The organism is Streptomyces sp. NPDC039430, from assembly GCF_055639435.1.
In genome coordinates this window covers 150,514-167,005 of record NZ_JBVKAK010000009.1, presented here as the reverse complement: position 1 = coordinate 167,005, position 16,492 = coordinate 150,514, and the positions used below count along the sequence as shown (strand labels likewise).

16 protein-coding genes are annotated in these 16,492 nt (G+C 71.6%); 3 read left to right on the top strand and 13 right to left on the bottom strand.

Annotated elements, in window-relative coordinates:
* Positions 1-63: 63 nt before the first annotated feature.
* From ACZ7LS_RS23165 to ACZ7LS_RS23125, 9 genes are all read right to left on the bottom strand, one after another.
* A complete protein-coding gene (locus ACZ7LS_RS23165; RefSeq protein ID WP_385342171.1) occupies positions 64-819 on the bottom strand; it encodes a hypothetical protein in 756 nt (251 codons plus the stop codon).
* 269 nt (positions 820-1,088) lie between these two features.
* On the bottom strand, positions 1,089-2,321 hold the full coding sequence (locus tag ACZ7LS_RS23160) for an RNA polymerase sigma factor (protein ID WP_385130693.1): 1,233 nt from the start codon (positions 2,319-2,321) through the stop codon (positions 1,089-1,091).
* A gap of 10 nt (positions 2,322-2,331) precedes the next feature.
* Complete coding sequence (locus ACZ7LS_RS23155) at positions 2,332-2,748, bottom strand: YciI family protein (RefSeq protein ID WP_382529639.1); 417 nt, start codon at positions 2,746-2,748, stop codon at positions 2,332-2,334.
* Between the two features lie 227 nt (positions 2,749-2,975).
* The gene (locus ACZ7LS_RS23150) at positions 2,976-4,016 is read right to left on the bottom strand and encodes a bile acid:sodium symporter family protein (protein ID WP_382529728.1); all 1,041 of its coding nucleotides are present in this window, start codon (positions 4,014-4,016) and stop codon (positions 2,976-2,978) included.
* A 37-nt stretch (positions 4,017-4,053) separates the two neighbouring features.
* A complete protein-coding gene (locus ACZ7LS_RS23145) occupies positions 4,054-4,623 on the bottom strand; it encodes a hypothetical protein (RefSeq protein WP_385130690.1) in 570 nt (189 codons plus the stop codon).
* A 16-nt stretch (positions 4,624-4,639) separates the two neighbouring features.
* The gene (locus tag ACZ7LS_RS23140; RefSeq protein WP_129767413.1) at positions 4,640-5,503 is read right to left on the bottom strand and encodes an isocitrate lyase/PEP mutase family protein; all 864 of its coding nucleotides are present in this window, start codon (positions 5,501-5,503) and stop codon (positions 4,640-4,642) included.
* Positions 5,504-5,692: 189 nt separating this feature from the next.
* On the bottom strand, positions 5,693-6,424 hold the full coding sequence (locus ACZ7LS_RS23135) for a TetR/AcrR family transcriptional regulator (RefSeq protein WP_382529647.1): 732 nt from the start codon (positions 6,422-6,424) through the stop codon (positions 5,693-5,695).
* Between the two features lie 139 nt (positions 6,425-6,563).
* Positions 6,564-7,367, bottom strand: a complete 804-nt coding sequence (locus tag ACZ7LS_RS23130) for a response regulator (protein WP_382669762.1) — start codon at positions 7,365-7,367, stop codon at positions 6,564-6,566.
* Positions 7,364-8,209 (bottom strand): sensor histidine kinase, encoded by an 846-nt coding sequence (locus ACZ7LS_RS23125; protein ID WP_382529652.1) that lies wholly within the window; start codon positions 8,207-8,209, stop codon positions 7,364-7,366. Before ACZ7LS_RS23125 ends, ACZ7LS_RS23130 begins: the two co-directional genes overlap by 4 nt.
* Positions 8,210-8,348: 139 nt before the next feature.
* On the opposite strand from ACZ7LS_RS23125, the gene ACZ7LS_RS23120 reads away from it, so the two are divergent.
* The gene (locus ACZ7LS_RS23120) at positions 8,349-9,122 is read left to right on the top strand and encodes an ABC transporter ATP-binding protein (RefSeq protein ID WP_382529655.1); all 774 of its coding nucleotides are present in this window, start codon (positions 8,349-8,351) and stop codon (positions 9,120-9,122) included.
* Positions 9,119-11,494, top strand: coding sequence for an ABC transporter permease (locus tag ACZ7LS_RS23115; protein ID WP_385130684.1), 2,376 nt, complete (start codon positions 9,119-9,121; stop codon positions 11,492-11,494). Before ACZ7LS_RS23120 ends, ACZ7LS_RS23115 begins: the two co-directional genes overlap by 4 nt.
* A gap of 42 nt (positions 11,495-11,536) precedes the next feature.
* On the opposite strand, the gene ACZ7LS_RS23110 is transcribed toward ACZ7LS_RS23115, so the two are convergent.
* Together ACZ7LS_RS23110 and ACZ7LS_RS23105 are read right to left on the bottom strand one after the other, a co-directional pair.
* On the bottom strand, positions 11,537-12,802 hold the full coding sequence (locus tag ACZ7LS_RS23110) for an MFS transporter (protein WP_382529661.1): 1,266 nt from the start codon (positions 12,800-12,802) through the stop codon (positions 11,537-11,539).
* Positions 12,803-12,862: 60 nt separating this feature from the next.
* Entirely contained in the window at positions 12,863-13,738 is an 876-nt protein-coding gene (locus tag ACZ7LS_RS23105) for a DMT family transporter (RefSeq protein ID WP_385130681.1), read from the bottom strand.
* Between the two features lie 160 nt (positions 13,739-13,898).
* On the opposite strand from ACZ7LS_RS23105, the gene ACZ7LS_RS23100 reads away from it, so the two are divergent.
* Positions 13,899-14,801 carry a LysR family transcriptional regulator gene (locus ACZ7LS_RS23100; RefSeq protein WP_382529666.1) on the top strand — a complete coding sequence of 301 codons (903 nt, stop codon included), beginning with the start codon at positions 13,899-13,901 and terminating at the stop codon, positions 14,799-14,801.
* An 84-nt stretch (positions 14,802-14,885) separates the two neighbouring features.
* Here ACZ7LS_RS23100 and ACZ7LS_RS23095 read toward each other — a convergent pair whose 3' ends face one another.
* Together ACZ7LS_RS23095 and ACZ7LS_RS23090 are read right to left on the bottom strand one after the other, a co-directional pair.
* The gene (locus ACZ7LS_RS23095) at positions 14,886-15,419 is read right to left on the bottom strand and encodes an EF-hand domain-containing protein (RefSeq protein WP_382529669.1); all 534 of its coding nucleotides are present in this window, start codon (positions 15,417-15,419) and stop codon (positions 14,886-14,888) included.
* A gap of 134 nt (positions 15,420-15,553) precedes the next feature.
* On the bottom strand, positions 15,554-16,456 hold the full coding sequence (locus ACZ7LS_RS23090; protein WP_385130677.1) for a LysR family transcriptional regulator: 903 nt from the start codon (positions 16,454-16,456) through the stop codon (positions 15,554-15,556).
* Positions 16,457-16,492 lie beyond the last annotated feature (36 nt).

Sequence of the window (16,492 nt, the reverse complement as noted above, 5' to 3'; positions counted from 1 at the left end):
GCGGGGCCCCGGCCGTCAGCGGTGGACGCCCTCAGCGCTGGACGCCCTCAGCGGTGGATGCCCTCAGTGGTAGACGGGGAACGGCGTGGTCGCGGGGCTGATGAGGGCCGCGTACGGGTCCTCGTGGCGCCGATGACGGCCGGAATGGCTGCCGTCGGAGGGCGGGGTACGCGGCGTGAGCAGCCCGTCGTTGGCCAGGGTCTGTACGCGGAGCAGCAGCGCCCGCAGATCCAGGCCCAGCTCGGCGGCGACCGTCTGGAGGTCGAGGCCGGACTTCCAGCTCCACAGCAGGACGGAGTCCATGCTGGCCGACCAGACCACGGTCTCCTCCACGGCGGGGGTGTGGAAGACCGTGGGCGCGGCGGCCGTCTGCGCGTCCTGGGGCATCGCGTCCGGCTGCGGGGGCATCTCGGCCCGGGGCTGCGGCAGATGGACATCCGACACGGGGAAGGCGTCGGCCGCGGGATCGTGCGTCGGCGGGTGCCCCTGCCCCTGTGCCTGTCCCTGCCCTGGCCCCTGCCCATGTGCTTGTGCCGGGGGCGGCGGGGGCGGGGGCGTCTGCGGTGGCTCCTGCGGGAACTGCGGGGTCAGCGGCGCGAGCGGTGGTGGCGGTGGCTGCACTCCGCGGATCAGGAGTTCCTCGGCGACCGACCGGGCGTCCTCCCGGCCCACCGTGCGCCGTGCGACCCGCACCTCGCGTTCGTTCAGGCCCATCAGATCGGCCACCGCGCCGTCGTTTCCGACCGTCACGGAGAAGGCCGCGAGCGTCCTGCTCCGCTCGGCCTGCGCCTCGTCCAGCACCGACTGCGCCTGGCGCACACGCTCATCGCTGGCGCAGAACGCTTCGGCCAGGACAGTGTTCCGCTCCCAGAGTTCACGTGGATCCACGTGCGTAACAACGCCCGTGGCGTGGACAGGGATGGACTATGTGTTCAATTGCACCCAAAGGGCCTAAAGATAGAATAAGGGCCAGTTGGATCAGATCTCTCATGGAGATGTGACGGGATGACAATCTCCGGCGGCGACAACGGCGACAACGGCGACAACGGCGACAACGGCGGCGACCCGGTGGCGATTCGGAAGGCGACTCAGGTCGACAGCCTGGCGGCCCGCGTCCGCAGATACCGCGCCTCTGGCACGCTGAGCGTACGCCCGGCGGCCAGCCGATAGGCGGCTCGCGCGCCGTCGATGTCCCCCGACTTCTCCAGCAGATGCGCGCGTACGGCGTCGAGCCGGTGATGGCCCGCCAGCCGGTCCTCCAGTGCGGCGACCTCGGCCAGCCCCGCCCGGGGGCCGCGCACCATCGCGACGGCCACGGCCCTGCCGAGTCCGGCCATGGGCTCGGGCATGCGGCGCACGAGGATGTCGTACAGGGCCAGGATCTGCGGCCAGTCGGTGTCCTCGGCGCTGGCCGCCTCGTCATGGAGCGCGGCGATCGCGGACTGCAGCTGGTAGGCACCGGCCGGGCCCTGGGACAGCGCCTCCGTCACCAGCGCGGTGCCTTCCTCGATCGCCTTCCCGTCCCAGAGGGAACGGTCCTGCTCGTCCAGCGGGATCAGTTCGCCGTCAGGGCCCGTGCGCGCCGCGCTCCGGGCGTCGGTGAGCAGCATCAGCGCGAGCAGCCCGGTCACCGCGCCCTCGCGGGGCAGCAGCCGGCGTACGGCGCGGGTCAGCCGGATCGCCTCGCGGGCGAGATCGGCGCGGTGCAGATCGCTTCCGGAGGTCGCCGTATAGCCCTCGTTGAAAATCAGATAGAGCACCTGGAGCACGGGCGCGAGCCGCCGGTCCCGGTCCTGCGGCCCCGGCTGCCGGAAGGGCACCCCCTTGATCCGCCGCTTGGCCCTGCTGATCCGCTGCGCCATCGTCGCCTCGGGCACCAGATGGGCGCGGGCGATCTCGGCCGTGGTCAGACCGCCGACGGCGCGCAGCGTGAGGGCGATCTGCGCGGCCGGGGCCAGTTCGGGGTGGCAGCAGAGGAAGAGCAGGGTGAGGGTGTCGTCCTGCGACGGCGCACGGCTCTCACCGGGCGGCGGCGCCGTGAACGCGTCGCGCGGTGCGAGCGCCGCGGCCGTCTCCTCGCGCAGACGCCGTGCCTCGTCGGCGCGCAGCTGGTCCACGAGCCGCCGGGAGGCGACCCTGATCAGCCAGCCGCGCGGGTTTTCTGGCACGCCTGTCTCCGGCCACTGCCGCGCCGCCGCGAGCAGCGCCTCCTGTACGGAGTCCTCGGCCGCGCCGAAGTGTCCGTACCGGCGTACCAGCGCGCCGAGGACCTGCGGCGCGTGCAGCCGCAGCAGGTCCTCGATCTCCGTTCCTGGTCTCATGCCGTACGTCTTACACGTCGCCGCCGCCCATGTCCGGGATGGGCCGGATGATCACGGGGTAGACCGGGGAGCCCTCGGGCGCCGGGCACCGCAGGAAGCGCTCGGCGATCTCCGTCACGCGCTCCAGGCTCTCGCAGTCCAGTACCCAGTATCCGGCGAGCAGTTCCTTGGTCTCGCCGTACGGGCCGTCCGTGATCACGGGCCGGCCGTCGTCGCCGACTCCGACGACGCGCGTGGCGTTGGGCTCGGCCAGGCCGTTCCCGTCCACCATCTCGCCGCTCTCGGCGAGGTCGTTGTTGAGCTCTTCCATGTAGGAGAACATCGCCCGCAGATCGTCCTCGTTCCAGGCCGGGGTGTGGGCGGAGGCCTTGCCGGCCATCGCGTCGTAGTCGGCCTGCGCGCCCTGCACCATCACCAGGTACTTCATGATGTGTCTCCTCGGTTCCTCGGTGGGCCGTCACCCCTTGTGGGCGACTCTCACAGGGGACGTCGGAGCGGGTCGCGCGTTCTCGACAGCTCACGGGACGGACTGGCGAAGATTTTTCCGGAACTCCTCTCCCAGCGGAAGCGCTCCGGGAGCGGAACCTCTCCGGGAGCGGAACCTTTCCAGGAGAGGGGACCGCTCCCGGCGGGGAAACGACCGGTACCAGGCCGTCAGTGGGCCGTCTCCCGCGCGGGAACGCCGCGGGATGTCTGCGCGGGGGTCCGGTCGGCCGGGTCGGACGCGGTCTCCAGCGGCCTGCGGGCCCAGCGGCCCGCGATGACCGCGCACACCATCAGCTGCACCTGGTGGAAGAGCATGAGGGGAAGGATCACCGGGCCCGCCGACGCCCCGAACAGCACCGCCGCCATGGGCAGTCCCGTCGCCAGGCTCTTGTTGGAGCCGCAGAAGACGATGGTGATCCGGTCCTCCTGGCTGAACCCGAGGCGTCGCGCGACGAACGAGGTCAACGTGAGCGCCACCGCCAGCAGAAGCGCGGCCAGCGTCACCAGACCGGCCAGCCGCGCCGGGGTGATCTGCCGCCAGATGCCCTCCGCCATGCCCTGGCTGAAGGCCGTGTAGACGACGAGGAGGATGGAGAACCGGTCCAGCAGGCCGATCTGCTTCTTGTGCCGCCCGATGAACCCGCCGATCCAGCGGCGCAGTACCTGCCCGGCGACGAAGGGAAGCAGGAGCTGGGTGGTGATGGCCATCGCCCCGTGGGCCGAGAAGCTGACGGTGGAGCCGATCAGCCAGGCCGCGAGCAGCGGGGTGGCGACCATGCCGAACAGGCTGGAGTACGTACCGGCGCAGATGGCGGCCGGGACATTGCCCCGGGCGGTGGAGGTCAGCGCGATCGACGACTGGACGGTCGAGGGAACGACGCAGAGGAAGAGGAGGCCGGTGTAGAGCTGGTCGGTGAGGAGGAACGGTACGAGTCCGCCCACGGCCAGCCCGAGCAGCGGGAAGAGCGCGAACGTACTCGCCCCCACCACGAGGTGGAGTTTCCACTGCCGCAGTCCGTCGACCGCCTCGCGGGTGGAGAGCCGCGCGCCGTAGAGGAAGAAGAGCAGCGCGATGGCGAGATCGGCGCCGCCGCCGACGGCCACGGCCGCCCGGCCGGTCGCGGGCAGCAGCGCCGCGAACACGACCGTGCCGAGAAGGGCGACGACATAGAGGTCGATCGCCCTTCCCAGCCGGCCCGGCCAGGACATCAGCCAGGACGACGCCGGCCAGGACTTAGAGGTCACGTCATTCACCGTTCTCGCCTTGGTACGGCGGATGCCCGATCTGTCCGATCTGCTCGATCACACCGGTGGAGCCCGAGCCCGAGCCCGAGCCGGAACCGGAACCGGAAGACGGGACCGAACCGGAAGACGGGACCGAACCGGAGCCCGGGGACTGGCCGGCGGACTGGCCGGGTGACGAGCCGGAGCCGGAGGACGGGCCCGGACACGAGCAGGACCCGGTCCCGCCGCCGCTTCCGGTGCCGTTGTCCCCGGTCTGGACGTCGATGGCGCCACCACCCCCGTCGTGGTCGCTGCCCGCCGTGCCCTTGCTCCTGAACAGCATGTTGAGCGTCCGGTCGACCTCCAGCCATGAGTCGGCATGGGAGTTGTCGATCACCAGCAGCCCGACATTGCGTCCGGCGACGGGCCCCGACCTCTCCTGCTCGTCGTCGGCCTGTGCGGTGCCGGCGCCGCACAGGACGCTCGTCGTCGCCGCGACGAGGACACTCGTCGCGGAGACTCCCCTCAGAAGGGGCGTTTTCTTCGGAAGTCGGTGCCGGCCGGTGCCGGACCGAAGGAAATGAGATGACAAGAGGGAATTCCCGTGGTCACACCGACACCGAAACGCGGCTGTCGTGGTGTCTGCTGATGTTCTTTTCCAGCAATTCCGTCGATCCCTTGACCCCGATCGCCCCCGTCTCCCTGGTGTCCGGCAGCCGGCCGTCGGCCATTTTCAGATCGACCAGCGCGCCGTCGATCGCGCCGTGCGCGGCGAAAAGACACGGCGTGCTGTAGATGGCGAGATTCACGCCCAGGTCGGAGAGTTCGGAGAGGGAGAGCCTCGGCGACTTTCCGCCCGCGATCTGGTTGAACAGCAGCGGCTTGTCGCCGACGACCGAGCGGATCTTACGAATCCACTCCACGCTCCGCACACCGTCGACGAGGACGACATCCGCGTCCGTCTCCGCCAGCGCGGCGGCGCGCCGTACGATCTCCGACTCCTCCGTGGCGTCCGTACGCGCCACCACGAGCATCTCCTCCCTGCTGCGCAGCACCAGATCGAGCTTGGCCAGGTACTCCTCCAGCGGCAGGATGAGCTTGCCGTCCGCGTGCCCGCATCTGCGTGGCCGCTTCTGGTCCTCCAGAATCACCCCCGAGGCCCCGGCGCGCTCCAGTCGCTGGACGACATGGCACGCGACTTCCGGGTCCACATACCCGTCGTCGATGTCGACAAGCATGTGATGGCGTGGGAACGCCAGGCGGAGCCGCTCCGCGAAGGCCACCATGTCGGGCCAGGCGATGAAACCGATGTCCGGCAGCCCGTAATGGGAAGCGGCGAATCCGAAGCCGGAGACGAAGAATCCGTTGTAGTGCTGGGCCGCGATCGAGGCCGAGTACATGTCGTAGATGCCGATGAGAGGTGTCGTGCGAGGCGATTCGACCGCTTCTCGCAAGGCGTTGCCGTAGCGCATGGTTCTCCCTCAATCCAGAACCCGCCCGGTCACGAGTTCAGGCGACGTGCTGACGGGCACACATTTACAGAAGACCAAGACTTCGTAAAACGACACACCGTGTCGTCGCCCGATCTGGCAAAAAATACGGAGTGATCGATATGTGTGACATTTCAACGAAGTGACGATTCCTCGTCCGGCGCGCGAGGCTCAGCGGGCGAGCCGGGTCTCCAGGCCGTCGAGCACGCAGGCCAGTCCGCCCTCGAAGCCGTCCTCGCGGGCACCGCCCATGTCCTGTCCGCGCTGTGCGGCGTACAGCCTGCGCAGGCGCGGGTACGGCGCCGCGGCCTGTTCGGCGGCCGGCCACAGCCGCTCCGTCCACTCCTGCTCGCTCCGGCCGCTGCGGGCGAGCGTCGTCAGCCACGCGGCCTCGCTGGTGGACACCCCGATGACGAACGAGACCACGGTGTTGACGGCCTGGTCGGCCTCGGGCAGTGAGAAGCCCGCCTCCTCGAAGACGGTGAGCAGGCTCTCGAACAGCCGCATCATGTTCGGCCCCAGGTAGGCCACCCCCACCTCACCGAGCACGGAGACGATCCAGGGGTGCCGCAGGAACGCCGAACGCAGGCTGTGGGCGCAGCGGGTGGCGGCCTCGCGCCACCGCTCCGGGTCTCCGGCGTCCGGCAGTTCGATCTCGCCGTAGACCTCGTCCACGACCAGCTCGATCAGCTCGTCCTTGTTGGCGACATGCGAGTACATCGAGGTGGCGCCCGCGTTCAGCCGGGTGCCGAGCTTCCGCATGCTCAGGGCGTCGATGCCCTCGGCGTCCAGCAACTGGAGGGCCGTGGACACGATCTGCTCCCGGCTCAGCGCCGGCTGCTCCCGCCGCTGCCTGCGCGGACGGGTCCACACGGACGGGAACGGCTGGTCGTCGGCCGGCATACGCACTCCACTCTCGCCCGGCGCCCCGCGCTCTCGGCGCCCCGCGCCGCTCCGGGTCCTCGGCGGCCCAGGATAGCCCAGTGCGCGCACGGCGTACGGCCGTACGTACAGTGTGCGGACCGGTGGGGTGTCCGCGCGGCTACGCGGCGGGCCCTCCCGGTGAGACCAGGCCCGTCTCGTACGCGAGGACGACGGCCTGGGCGCGGTCGCGCAGGGCGAGTTTGGCGAAGATCCGGGCCACATGGGTCTTCACGGTGGCTTCGCTGAGGGTCAGTCGCCGGGCGAGTTCGGCGTTCGAGAGGCCGCCGCCCATGAGGGTCAGGACCTCCAGCTCGCGAGGCGTCAGGGCCGTCAGATCACGGTGGACGGCGGGGAGTTCGGGCGCGTGGGCGGACCGGTGGCCGCCGGAGGCGAAGCGTTCGACGAGGCGCCGCGTGATCGAGGGGGAGAGCAGCGCGTCACCGGTGTTGACGAGGCGTACGGCGGCGGCGAGGTGCTGCGGGGTGACGTCCTTCAGCAGGAAGCCGCTCGCGCCGAGGGCCAGAGCGGCGTAGACGTACCGGTCGAGGTCGAAGGTGGTCAGCATGAGCACCCGGCAGTCCGGGTTCTGTTCCAGTACGCGCCGGGCGGCCTCCAGACCGTCCATGGCCGGCATACGGATGTCCATGAGGACGACGTCCGGGCGCAGCCTGCGGGCCGCTTCGACCGCCTCGGCGCCGTCGGCCGCCTCGCCGACCACGTCGATGCCGCGCATGGTGAGGATCAGCCGGAAGCCGGTACGGACCAGGGCCTGATCGTCGGCGATGAGGACACGGGGAGCCGGCTCGTCCGTCGGCGTGGATGCCGGGGTGGGCGCGGGCGTAGGCGTGGATGCGGGGGTGGGCGCGGGCGTAGGCGTGGGGGCGGACGGAGGCTCGGGCGGGGTGCCGGGGGCGGTGTTCATGGCCGCTCCAACGGTATCCGCGCCCGTACGCGGTATCCGCCGCCGAGGCGCCGTCTGGCGTCCAGCTCGCCTCCGTAGACGGCGACCCGTTCCCGCAGCCCGAGCAGGCCGCGCCCCGCTCCGCCTCTCCCCGCCGGGGCCGGTTCGCCCGGCGCGGGCCGGTCTCCGGAGAGCACGCTCGGCCCGCCGTTCAGCACCTCCACCCGCAGACAGTGGTCCGCGTACCGCACCGTCACCTCGGCCTTCCCGCCGCTGCCGTGCTTGAGCGCGTTGGTCAGGGCCTCCTGGACGATCCGGTACGCGGTGAGATCGACCCCGGCGGGGAGCGGGCGCGGCTCCCCGGAGACGCGCACCTCGACGGGCAGTCCCGCGAAGGCGATCCGGTCGATCAGCGGGCTGAGCCGGCTCAGGCTCGGCTGTGGCGAGAGGGCGCCCGCGCCGTGGTCGTCCCCGTCCTCACCGTCCTGCGACGGTGCCAGCAGCCCCAGCAGATGGCGCAGTTCGGTCATCGCGTCACGGCCCGCGCCCTCGACGGCCAGCAGCGCCGCGGCGGCCTCGTCCGGCAGCGTGTCCAGCACCTCGCGGGCGGCTCCCGCCTGGACGACCATGAGACTCACGTTGTGGCTGACGATGTCGTGCAACTCCTGCGCGATCCTGGCCCGTTCGGTGTCCACGGCGGTACGGGCCGCGCTCTCCCGTTCGCGTTCGAGGAGCCAGCGCCGGTCCTCCAGCGCCGTGCGATGCAGCCGGCGCGCCCGTACGAGCGCCACGCCCAGCCAGCCGACGGCCGCACAGGCCGCCACGAGGGCGGCGATCAGCCCGCCCGTCCCGGATATCCCCACGGATCTCACCTTCGCAGACGGCGTCGTGGCGCGCGTCACTCCCCGGGTCCAGCACCGTACATCCGTGGGATGACGCGACCGGGAGGTTACCTCCGGGGAGGGACGTGCGGCCCGTCGCCGCTCCTCCAGGCTTCCTGCCATGGCTACCGAAACCGAAGAGGACAGAACACGCACCGCCGGGGCGGCGCCCGTCGTCCGGCTCATGGACGTGCGCAAGGAGTACGGCGACACCACGGCGCTTGACGGCGTATCGCTGGAGATCCGCGCGGGGGAGTCGGTCGCGGTGATGGGCCCGTCGGGCTGCGGCAAGTCCACGCTGCTCAATATGGTCGCGGGGCTGGACCGTCCGACGTCCGGGACCGTCACGGTGCACGGCGACGATCTGGGACGGCTGAGCGAGAAGGGGCTCGCGCTGTTCCGGCGCCGGCGGATCGGCATGATCTTCCAGTTCTTCAACCTGCTCGACGATCTGCCGGCGCTGGACAATGTCGCGCTGGCCGCGCAGCTGACCGGCGTACCGGCCTCGCGGGCCCGCGGGCGCGCGCTGGAACTCCTCGACGAACTCGGCATCGCCGACCGGCGCAACGCCTATCCGGCGGTGCTGAGCGGCGGTGAGCGCCAGCGGGTCGCCGCCGCCCGCGCCCTGATGAACCGGCCGGCCCTGCTGCTCGCCGACGAGCCGACCGGCGCCCTGGACAGCCGCGCCGGGGAGCAGGTGATGGATCTGCTGCTCGACCTCAACCAGATAGGCCAGACGCTGCTGTTGGTGACGCATGACGAGCGGATGGCGACACGGTGCGCGAGCCGGGTGATCCAGGTCGCGGACGGCCGGGTGGCGGGTGAACGCGGCTTGGAGCGTACGGACCAGACGGTGCGCGCCGACCGTACGGAGCCCTCGGAGCGGACCGTATGAGCGCCGTATGGCACGCTTCGCGCGCGGCCGTCCGGCGCCGCAGGCTCCAGACGGCCGTCATCGGACTCGTCGTCTTCGCCTCCACGGTCGCGATCGTGGAGGCTCTCGGACTGCTCGAAGCCGCCTCGGCGCCCTTCGACCGTGCCTTCGCGCAGCAGCGCGGCGCCCATGTCGTCGCTTCGTTCGACCGGGCGGGGGTCTCGGACGCTCAACTGGCGGCGACGGCACGGCGGCCGGGGGTGGAGGCGGCGGCGGGTCCGTTCGAGCAGGCCGTCATCACGCTCCCCGATACCGATACCGATACCGGTACTGATACCGGTACTGGTACCGGTGCCGCCGGCCAGGGATCCGGGACTCCGGCCGGTCCGCGCACGGTCACCGGCCCCCTCACGGTCGTCGGGCGCGCCGGTCCGGGCGGTCCGGTGGACCGGGTGCGCCTCCTGACCGGACGGTGGGCCACCCGCCCCGGCGAGATCGTCCTGCACGCACAGGGCGCCGAACGGGATCTCGGTACGGTGATCAGCGTCCCCGGCGGTCCGGAACTCACCGTCGTGGGCTGGGCCAGCAGTCTGAGCCGGTCCGCGCGGGGCTGGGTCTCCCCCGACCAGATCGCGGCCCTGCACCCGGCCACGACGCAGATGCTCTACCGGTTCACCGGCCCGTCCTCCAGCACGGACCGCCGGATCGAGAAGGCGTTGGCCTCGGCCACGGCGGACCTGCCGGCGTCGCCGCTCGCCTCGCAGTCGTACCTCACCATCAAGCGGGACGTCGGCCGCACGGCCTCGGCCTATGTGCCCTTCCTGCTGGCGTTCGGGGTCCTCGGGCTGGTGGTGGCGGTCCTGATCGTCGCCAATGTGGTGAGCGGGGCGGTCGTCGCGGGGCTGCGGCACATCGGGGTCCTCAAGGCGCTCGGTTTCACCCCGAACCAGGTCGTCTCCGTCTATCTCGTGATGGTGCTCGTGCCGGGGGCCGTCGGCTGTGTCACCGGCACGGTCCTCGGCGGCGTCGCGGCTCAGCCTCTGCTGAAGAACGTCTTCATGGGGATCGGGACCCAGGACCTCGCCGTGGGCATCAGCCCGTGGGTGTACGGCGTGACGCTGGTCGGGATGCCCGTGCTGGTCGGCCTCGCCGCGCTCGTCCCCGCACTGCGCGCGCACCGGTTGTCCGCCGCCAGGGCGATCAGCGCGGGCAGCGCGCCACGCGCCGGACGCGGGCGCCGGGTACAGCGCGCGCTCGCCGGCACCCGGCTGCCGCGCCCGGTCAGCCTGGGCCTCGGCCTGCCGTTCGCACGGCCGGGCCGTACCGCCCTGACCCTGGCGGCCGTCGTCCTCGGCGTGACCACGGTGACGCTGGCCACCGGACTGTCCAGCACGATGGCCGCGTACGGCGAGGCCGTGCAGCGGGTCGGATACGTGCACACCGTGGTCCACGTGGGCAAGCCCCGGTTCGGCGAGCCCGCGCCGAAGCAGGGCGACGCCGGGACGGAAGCCCTGCTGCGCTCACTGCCGGGCACGGTCCATGTGACCGCCGACGCGTGGATCGACGTCAATCTCGCCGGGTACACCGAGACCGTCGGCTGCCAGTTCTTCCGCGGCGATTCCGGCACCCTGGGCGAGACGGTCGCCAGGGGCCGCTGGCTGGAAGGACCGGGCGAGGTGGTGGCGCCGCCGGCGTTCCTGTCGAAGCGCGGCCTGGACGTCGGTGACCGGGTCACCTTCACGCTGGGCGGCGGGAAGGCGTCGGCCACCATCGTCGGCGAGTCCATGGCGGGCATGCCCGACCAGCTCCAGTCCAACTGGGAGACGCTGACCGCGTTCGCACCGGACCGCGAGGCCAATCAGTACGAGATCCGGCTCGCCCCGGGCACCGACGTCGGCGCCTACCACGCGGCGGTCAGGGCGGCGGACCCCGGGCTCTACCCCGTGGCCCTCTCGGAGACGAACAGCGACGCCGTCATCATCATCGGCTCCGCCTCGGCGCTGACGGTGCTCCTCGCGACGGTCGCGGCGCTGGGCGTCTTCAACACCGTCCTCCTCAACACCCGTGAACGGAGGCGGGATCTGGGCACGCTCAAATCCCTCGGGATGACACCGCGTCAGGTGAGCGTGATGGTGGTGGCCTCGATGGCGGCGCTCGGCGCGGTCGGCGGCCTGCTCGGCATCCCGGCCGGCATCGGAGCGTACGGCCTGATCATGCCCGCCATGACGGACGCGGCGGGCGTCTCGCTCCCCGCCTCCATGACGGACGTCTGGCACGCCCCCGTACTGGCCCTGCTCGCGCTCACGGGCGTCGTGATCGCCGCACTGGGCGCCCTGGTCCCGGCGCGCTCGGCGGCCCGGCTGACGATCGCGAAGGTGCTGCACAACGAGTGAGGACGGTGAGGACGGTGGGGACGGCGGGGACGGTGGGGACGGTCATCGGCCCGAAGCGGCGTGCCGGCTTTCCGCGGGCGGCTCGGGAAGTTCGCGCCGCGTGCGGACCGGAGAGAGGAAGGTGGGCAGAAACGCCCCGGCCAGGACGGCGCCGCCGATCCAGAGGGTGCTCTGTACGGAGACCAGCTCGCCGAACAGGCCCGCCAGGGCGGAGCCGACGGCGAGAGCGCCGGTGAGGAGGAAGCGGAAGGTGGCGTTCATACGGCCGAGCAGGGCGTCCGAGGTCTTCCGCTGACGCAGGCTCACGCCGAGCACGTTGTCCATGCCCGTCTTGAACATGGCCAGCAGATAGCCGGTGCCCGCCAGCCAGAGCCCGGCGCCGTCGTCGATGAGCGGTACGAGGAGTCCCGCGGGGGCCAGCCACAGGCCGGCCACGGCGAGCGTCCGGCCGTGGCCGAGCCGGGCGGCGAGGGGGCGGGCGCAGCGGGCGCCCAGGAGCAGACCGGCGCCGCCCGCCGCCCAGAACAGGCCCAGCGCACCCGCCGGAAGGCCGAGTTCGCGGATGAACAGCACCGGCAGCATGGTGTTGATGATCTGCGAGCCGAGGTTGGCGAGGGCCGCCGTGAGGGCGAGGGCGCGCAGCTCCTTGTCGCCGAGGACATGGCGCAGACCCTCCGCTATCCGGGCGCTCAGCCGGGTGGGCTGCCCCGGGGGCGGCGGTGGCGCCGGTGCGCGGCGCAGGGCGGTGAGCCGGACAGCGGAGGCCAGATGGGCCCCGGCGGTGCATACGAGGGCGACGGGCGCGGTGAGCAGCTGGACGAGCCCGCCGCCCGCGCCGCGTCCGCTCACATTGCCGACGGCGATGAGGGTCATCACGGCGGCGTTCGCCTGGACGAGCCCTTCGCGGTCGACCAGCCGCGGCAGCACGCTCTGCGAGCCGATGTCGAAGAAGACGGTGGCGCAGCCGGTCAGGACGACGACCACGTACAACTGCGTGAGCGTGAGGGCGTCGAGCCACCAGGCCACGGGAACGGAGGCGAGCAGCGCCGCCCGCGCCAGATCCGCGGTGATCAGCACGCTCCGCTGGCGCATCCTGTCCACCCAGGCCCCGGCGGGCAGCCCGATGAGGAGGAACGCGACCGTGCTGAGGGTGGCGAGGGCGCCGACCTGGCCGGGGGTCGCGTCGAGTGTGGTGACGGCGATGAGCGGGACGGCGACGTAGCCGATGTTCGTACCGAGCTGGCTGAGGGCGGTCGCGGTGAAGAGCGTGCGGAAGTCGGCCACCCGCCAGGGGGAATGGGGCTGCATGATCCGTTCTTTCGGTGGTGGGGCGACGGCGCGCCGTCCGAGCGTCAGGCCGTACGCGGGTCAGGCCGTTTGAACGCGCTCCGCCGGGCCGCGTTCCCGGCCGCGCGTCATCCCCACGCCGATCAGCACGACGACCATGCCGGCGAGGACGCGGGCGCTCAGCTCTTCGCCCAGGAAGAGCGCGCCGAGCGTCACCGAGACCACCGGCAGGAGGTAACCGACGGTGGCGGTCGTGGTGGGGCCCTCGTCGTCGAGGAGCCGGTAGTTGAGGTGGAACGTGACGCCCGTGCCCAGAACGCCCAGGATGACGACGGCGGTCATCGCGCTGAGAGTGGGACCGCCGGAAGCCGCCGGGGCCGTGGGAAGCGCGAGGGTCGTCAGGCCCGTCGCGGCGAGGAGTTGGGCCCCGGAGAGGGCGAGCGGCGCGGTGTCCCGGCCCGTGAGGTGGCGGGCCATGTAGGCGAAGGCCACCGCGTAGCTGGCGGCGGCGCCGAGCAGGACCAGGGCGCCCCAACTGCTCAGTCCGCTCCGCTGCCAGGGCGCGAAGATGAGCAGCGTGCCGGCGAAGCCGAGGAGCAGCCCTGCCAGCCGGGGCGGCCGGAGCCCGCGTTCCGTGCCGAGCGCGAGGCCGATCAGCAAAGACCAGAGGGGTGTTGTGGCGTTGAGTACGCCCGCCACGCTGGAATCCACGGTCTGCTCGCCGATGCCGAAGAGGAAGAACGGCAGGGCGTTGCAGAAGAAGGCGGCCACGAGGAGATGACCCCAGGTCGCGAGGTCGCGGGGGAGGCGCTGGCGGGCGGCGAACGCCAGGGCCAGCAGGACGGCGGTCCCGAGCGCACAGCGGATGACGGTGATGTGGAGCGGTGACAGCCCCCCGTTCAGGGCGACCTTGATCCAGAGGAAGCCCGATCCCCACAGCAGGGCGAGGACAGCCATGCGGAGAAGGGTGGTGCGTGAGCCGCTGAGCATGGTGCGCCTCCTGCGGGACGTGGCGGGGCGGTGCGGGACGTGGCGGTGCGGGGCGGGTTTTACGGTGTCCCAGGAGGCGGTCGTAAGACAAGCGAAAAGAACTGCACTCACGGTTAAGCTCTTCTACATGCTTGATATGCGGCGCATGCAGGTGCTCCGGGCGGTGGTGACCAGTGGTTCGGTCACCGCGGCGGCCCGGAATCTCGGCTACACACCCTCCGCCGTCAGCCAGCAGATGGCGACGCTGGAGAAGGAGGCGGGGATCACCCTGCTGGAACGGTCGGGGCGGGGGGTGCGGCCGACCGACGCCGGGCGGCTGCTCACCGAGTACGCGGCTCTCATCGGCAGACAGGTCGCGGAGGCGGAGACCGCGCTGGCGGACCTGCGGGCCGGGCGGACCGGGCGGGTGGTGGTCCGCTACTTCGCGACGGTGGGGGCCACTCTGCTGGCCCCCGCGCTGGCGGAGCTGCGCGGTGAACACCCGGGCGTGCAGGTCGACTTGAAGCTATCCGGTGCCGACGATCCGCTGCCGGAGGTGCGGGAGGGCCGCGCCGATGTGGCGCTCGTGGTCCGGCCGAGGGGGCCGGGGGACGGGCTGTTCGTCGACGGCGTACGGTTCGTGCACCTTCTCGACGACACGTACCGTGCCGTTCTCCCCAAGGGGCACCGGCTCGCCTCGAAGCGGGTGCTCGAACTGACCGACCTCGCCGAGGAGCCATGGGTCGGCAGCGAGTGGCCGGGCCCGTGCCTCGACGCCATCCTCACCGCGTGTGGCGCGGCCGGTTTCAGCCCGGACTTCGTCGTGGAGAGCGAGGACTACGCCACCGCGCAAGGCTTCGTGGCCGCCGGGCTGGGCGTCAGTCTGGTGCCGGTCACGGGGCTGGCCGGCCACCATCCCGCCGTGGCCGTACGCAAGGTCAGGAACCCGGAACCGGTCAGGGCGATCTACGCGGCGGTACGGGGACCGGGCCCGGACCCGATCGCGCTGCGCGGGCTGCTCGACGCGCTGCGGAGGGCGGCGACGCCGTGACGCGCGGCGCACGGGGCCGCGCCCTCGCCGTACCCCGTACCCGTACCCGTACCCGTACCCCGTACCCGCGCCGCGTACGGCGGGTCAGACCGCCGGGTCTCCGACCAACTGGTCACCCGGGATGCCCGCCTTGTCGGGGTGGTAGTAGTCCCTGATGCCCGCGGCCCAGGTGGACCGCGCGATCCGGTCCGCGTCCGTGGGCCCGAACGCGTCGAAGAGGGAGTGGATATTCGCGAGCCGGAAGCCGATGGCCGTCATGAGCGCGGCGAACGTGGGCCGGCGGATCAGTCCGTCGCCCTCCAGATCGCCCAGGGCGGCGAGTGATTCGGCGAATTCGTCGACGGCCTCGTCGAAGCGTTCCGGAGAAAGGACGCAGGCCGTGTACTCGTCGAAGCTGACCGTGCCGTCACCGTCGGCGTCCAGTTCGCCGGCCAGCGTCGTCCAGTATTTCCGGAACGCGGCCACCATCGCGCTCTTCGCGGTCTCGTCGGCGCCGGGTACCGCCCGGATGACATGAGTCGCCATGAGGTCGAAATCGTCGGCTTCGAGATGTCCGTTGCCATTGACGTCGAAGAGTGTGAAGACGAGTTTGACCCGGTTGAGTGCTTCCGTACGCATGATGTCCCGCCCTTCGTGAGGCCCTGACCGGCCGTGCGGCTGTGATCGGCGTGCATGCGTTTTCACTATGCGAGGCAGGGGGCGGTACGTCCGTGAAAGTATCCTTATTCATCAGAATGGGTGAATACGGCTGATCAGAGGGCGAGTTGAGCCGTCCTCGCCACCTCAAGCGCCGCTCGCGCGAAGACCTGGACGGCGCCGGTGTCGTCCCCGGCCCGCCACACCAGCCCGTACCCGATGGGGTCGGCGTCCGCGAAGGGGAGGTACGTGACACCGGGCCACGCGTAATACGTCGCGGTGTGCGCGGCCGTCAGCAAGGCCCCCTTGCCCCCGGAGACCAGCATGAGCGCCTCTTGCATATGGGTGACGGCCGGGCCGCGACGGATCGGTCTGCCGCTGGGCGTGCGCGCCGGCACGCGCTGCTCCAGCCGGTAGCCGGGGAGTTCACCGGCGATGGTCAGCAACGGCACGTCGGCCAGGTCTTCGAGCGACACCTTCCCGTCGGCGGCCAGCGGATGCCCGCTGGACACGGCCAGCGCGCGCCCCTCCGTGAGCAGGGTGGGACCCCCGCCCAGATCGTCCTCCCGTACGGGGAACTCCGTGAGCTGGACATCGAACTCGCCGCTGCGCAGCTGTCCGAACGGATCCGAGAGCGGCACCTCGCAGATCTCCACGCCCAGCCCGGGATGGCCGGTGCGCAGCGCCTCGGCGGCCTTCATCACGATCTCCCCGGCCAGCGGGGCGGAGAACCCGACGTGCAGCACTCCTCTGACGCCGCGCGCGGTGGCGGCGGCCCGCGCGACGGCGGCCCCGACCGCGCGGTGGTGCGGTTCGAGGTCGTCACGGAGTTGCCGGCCGAGGGCGGTGAGGGCGACACGGCGGCTCGTACGGGCGAACAGCGGGGCGCCGACGCGGCGCTCCAGCCGCCGCACGAGCTGGCTCACCCGGGCGCGGGACAGCCGCAGCCGGTCCGCCGTGCGGCCGAAATGCAGCTCCTCGGCGAGGATGAGAAAGCACTCCAGTTCCACGCGCTCCATGGGCGCCCCCGGATTGATGAGTCCGCCGGATCGCTG

Excerpts from the sequence above, each read along its gene's own strand:
- ACZ7LS_RS23160 (WP_385130693.1), bottom strand. The coding sequence starts at position 2,321 with ATGAGACCAGGAACGGAGATCGAGGACCTGCTGCGGCTGCACGCGCCG.
- ACZ7LS_RS23155 (WP_382529639.1), bottom strand. The coding sequence starts at position 2,748 with ATGAAGTACCTGGTGATGGTGCAGGGCGCGCAGGCCGACTACGACGCG.
- ACZ7LS_RS23150 (WP_382529728.1), bottom strand. The coding sequence starts at position 4,016 with ATGTCCTGGCCGGGCCGGCTGGGAAGGGCGATCGACCTCTATGTCGTC.
- ACZ7LS_RS23140 (WP_129767413.1), bottom strand. The coding sequence starts at position 5,503 with ATGCGCTACGGCAACGCCTTGCGAGAAGCGGTCGAATCGCCTCGCACG.
- ACZ7LS_RS23135 (WP_382529647.1), bottom strand. The coding sequence starts at position 6,424 with ATGCCGGCCGACGACCAGCCGTTCCCGTCCGTGTGGACCCGTCCGCGC.
- ACZ7LS_RS23130 (WP_382669762.1), bottom strand. The coding sequence starts at position 7,367 with ATGAACACCGCCCCCGGCACCCCGCCCGAGCCTCCGTCCGCCCCCACG.
- ACZ7LS_RS23120 (WP_382529655.1), top strand. The coding sequence starts at position 8,349 with ATGGCTACCGAAACCGAAGAGGACAGAACACGCACCGCCGGGGCGGCG.
- ACZ7LS_RS23115 (WP_385130684.1), top strand. The coding sequence starts at position 9,119 with ATGAGCGCCGTATGGCACGCTTCGCGCGCGGCCGTCCGGCGCCGCAGG.
- ACZ7LS_RS23110 (WP_382529661.1), bottom strand. The coding sequence starts at position 12,802 with ATGCAGCCCCATTCCCCCTGGCGGGTGGCCGACTTCCGCACGCTCTTC.
- ACZ7LS_RS23105 (WP_385130681.1), bottom strand. The coding sequence starts at position 13,738 with ATGGCTGTCCTCGCCCTGCTGTGGGGATCGGGCTTCCTCTGGATCAAG.
- ACZ7LS_RS23100 (WP_382529666.1), top strand. The coding sequence starts at position 13,899 with ATGCTTGATATGCGGCGCATGCAGGTGCTCCGGGCGGTGGTGACCAGT.
- ACZ7LS_RS23095 (WP_382529669.1), bottom strand. The coding sequence starts at position 15,419 with ATGCGTACGGAAGCACTCAACCGGGTCAAACTCGTCTTCACACTCTTC.
- ACZ7LS_RS23090 (WP_385130677.1), bottom strand. The coding sequence starts at position 16,456 with ATGGAGCGCGTGGAACTGGAGTGCTTTCTCATCCTCGCCGAGGAGCTG.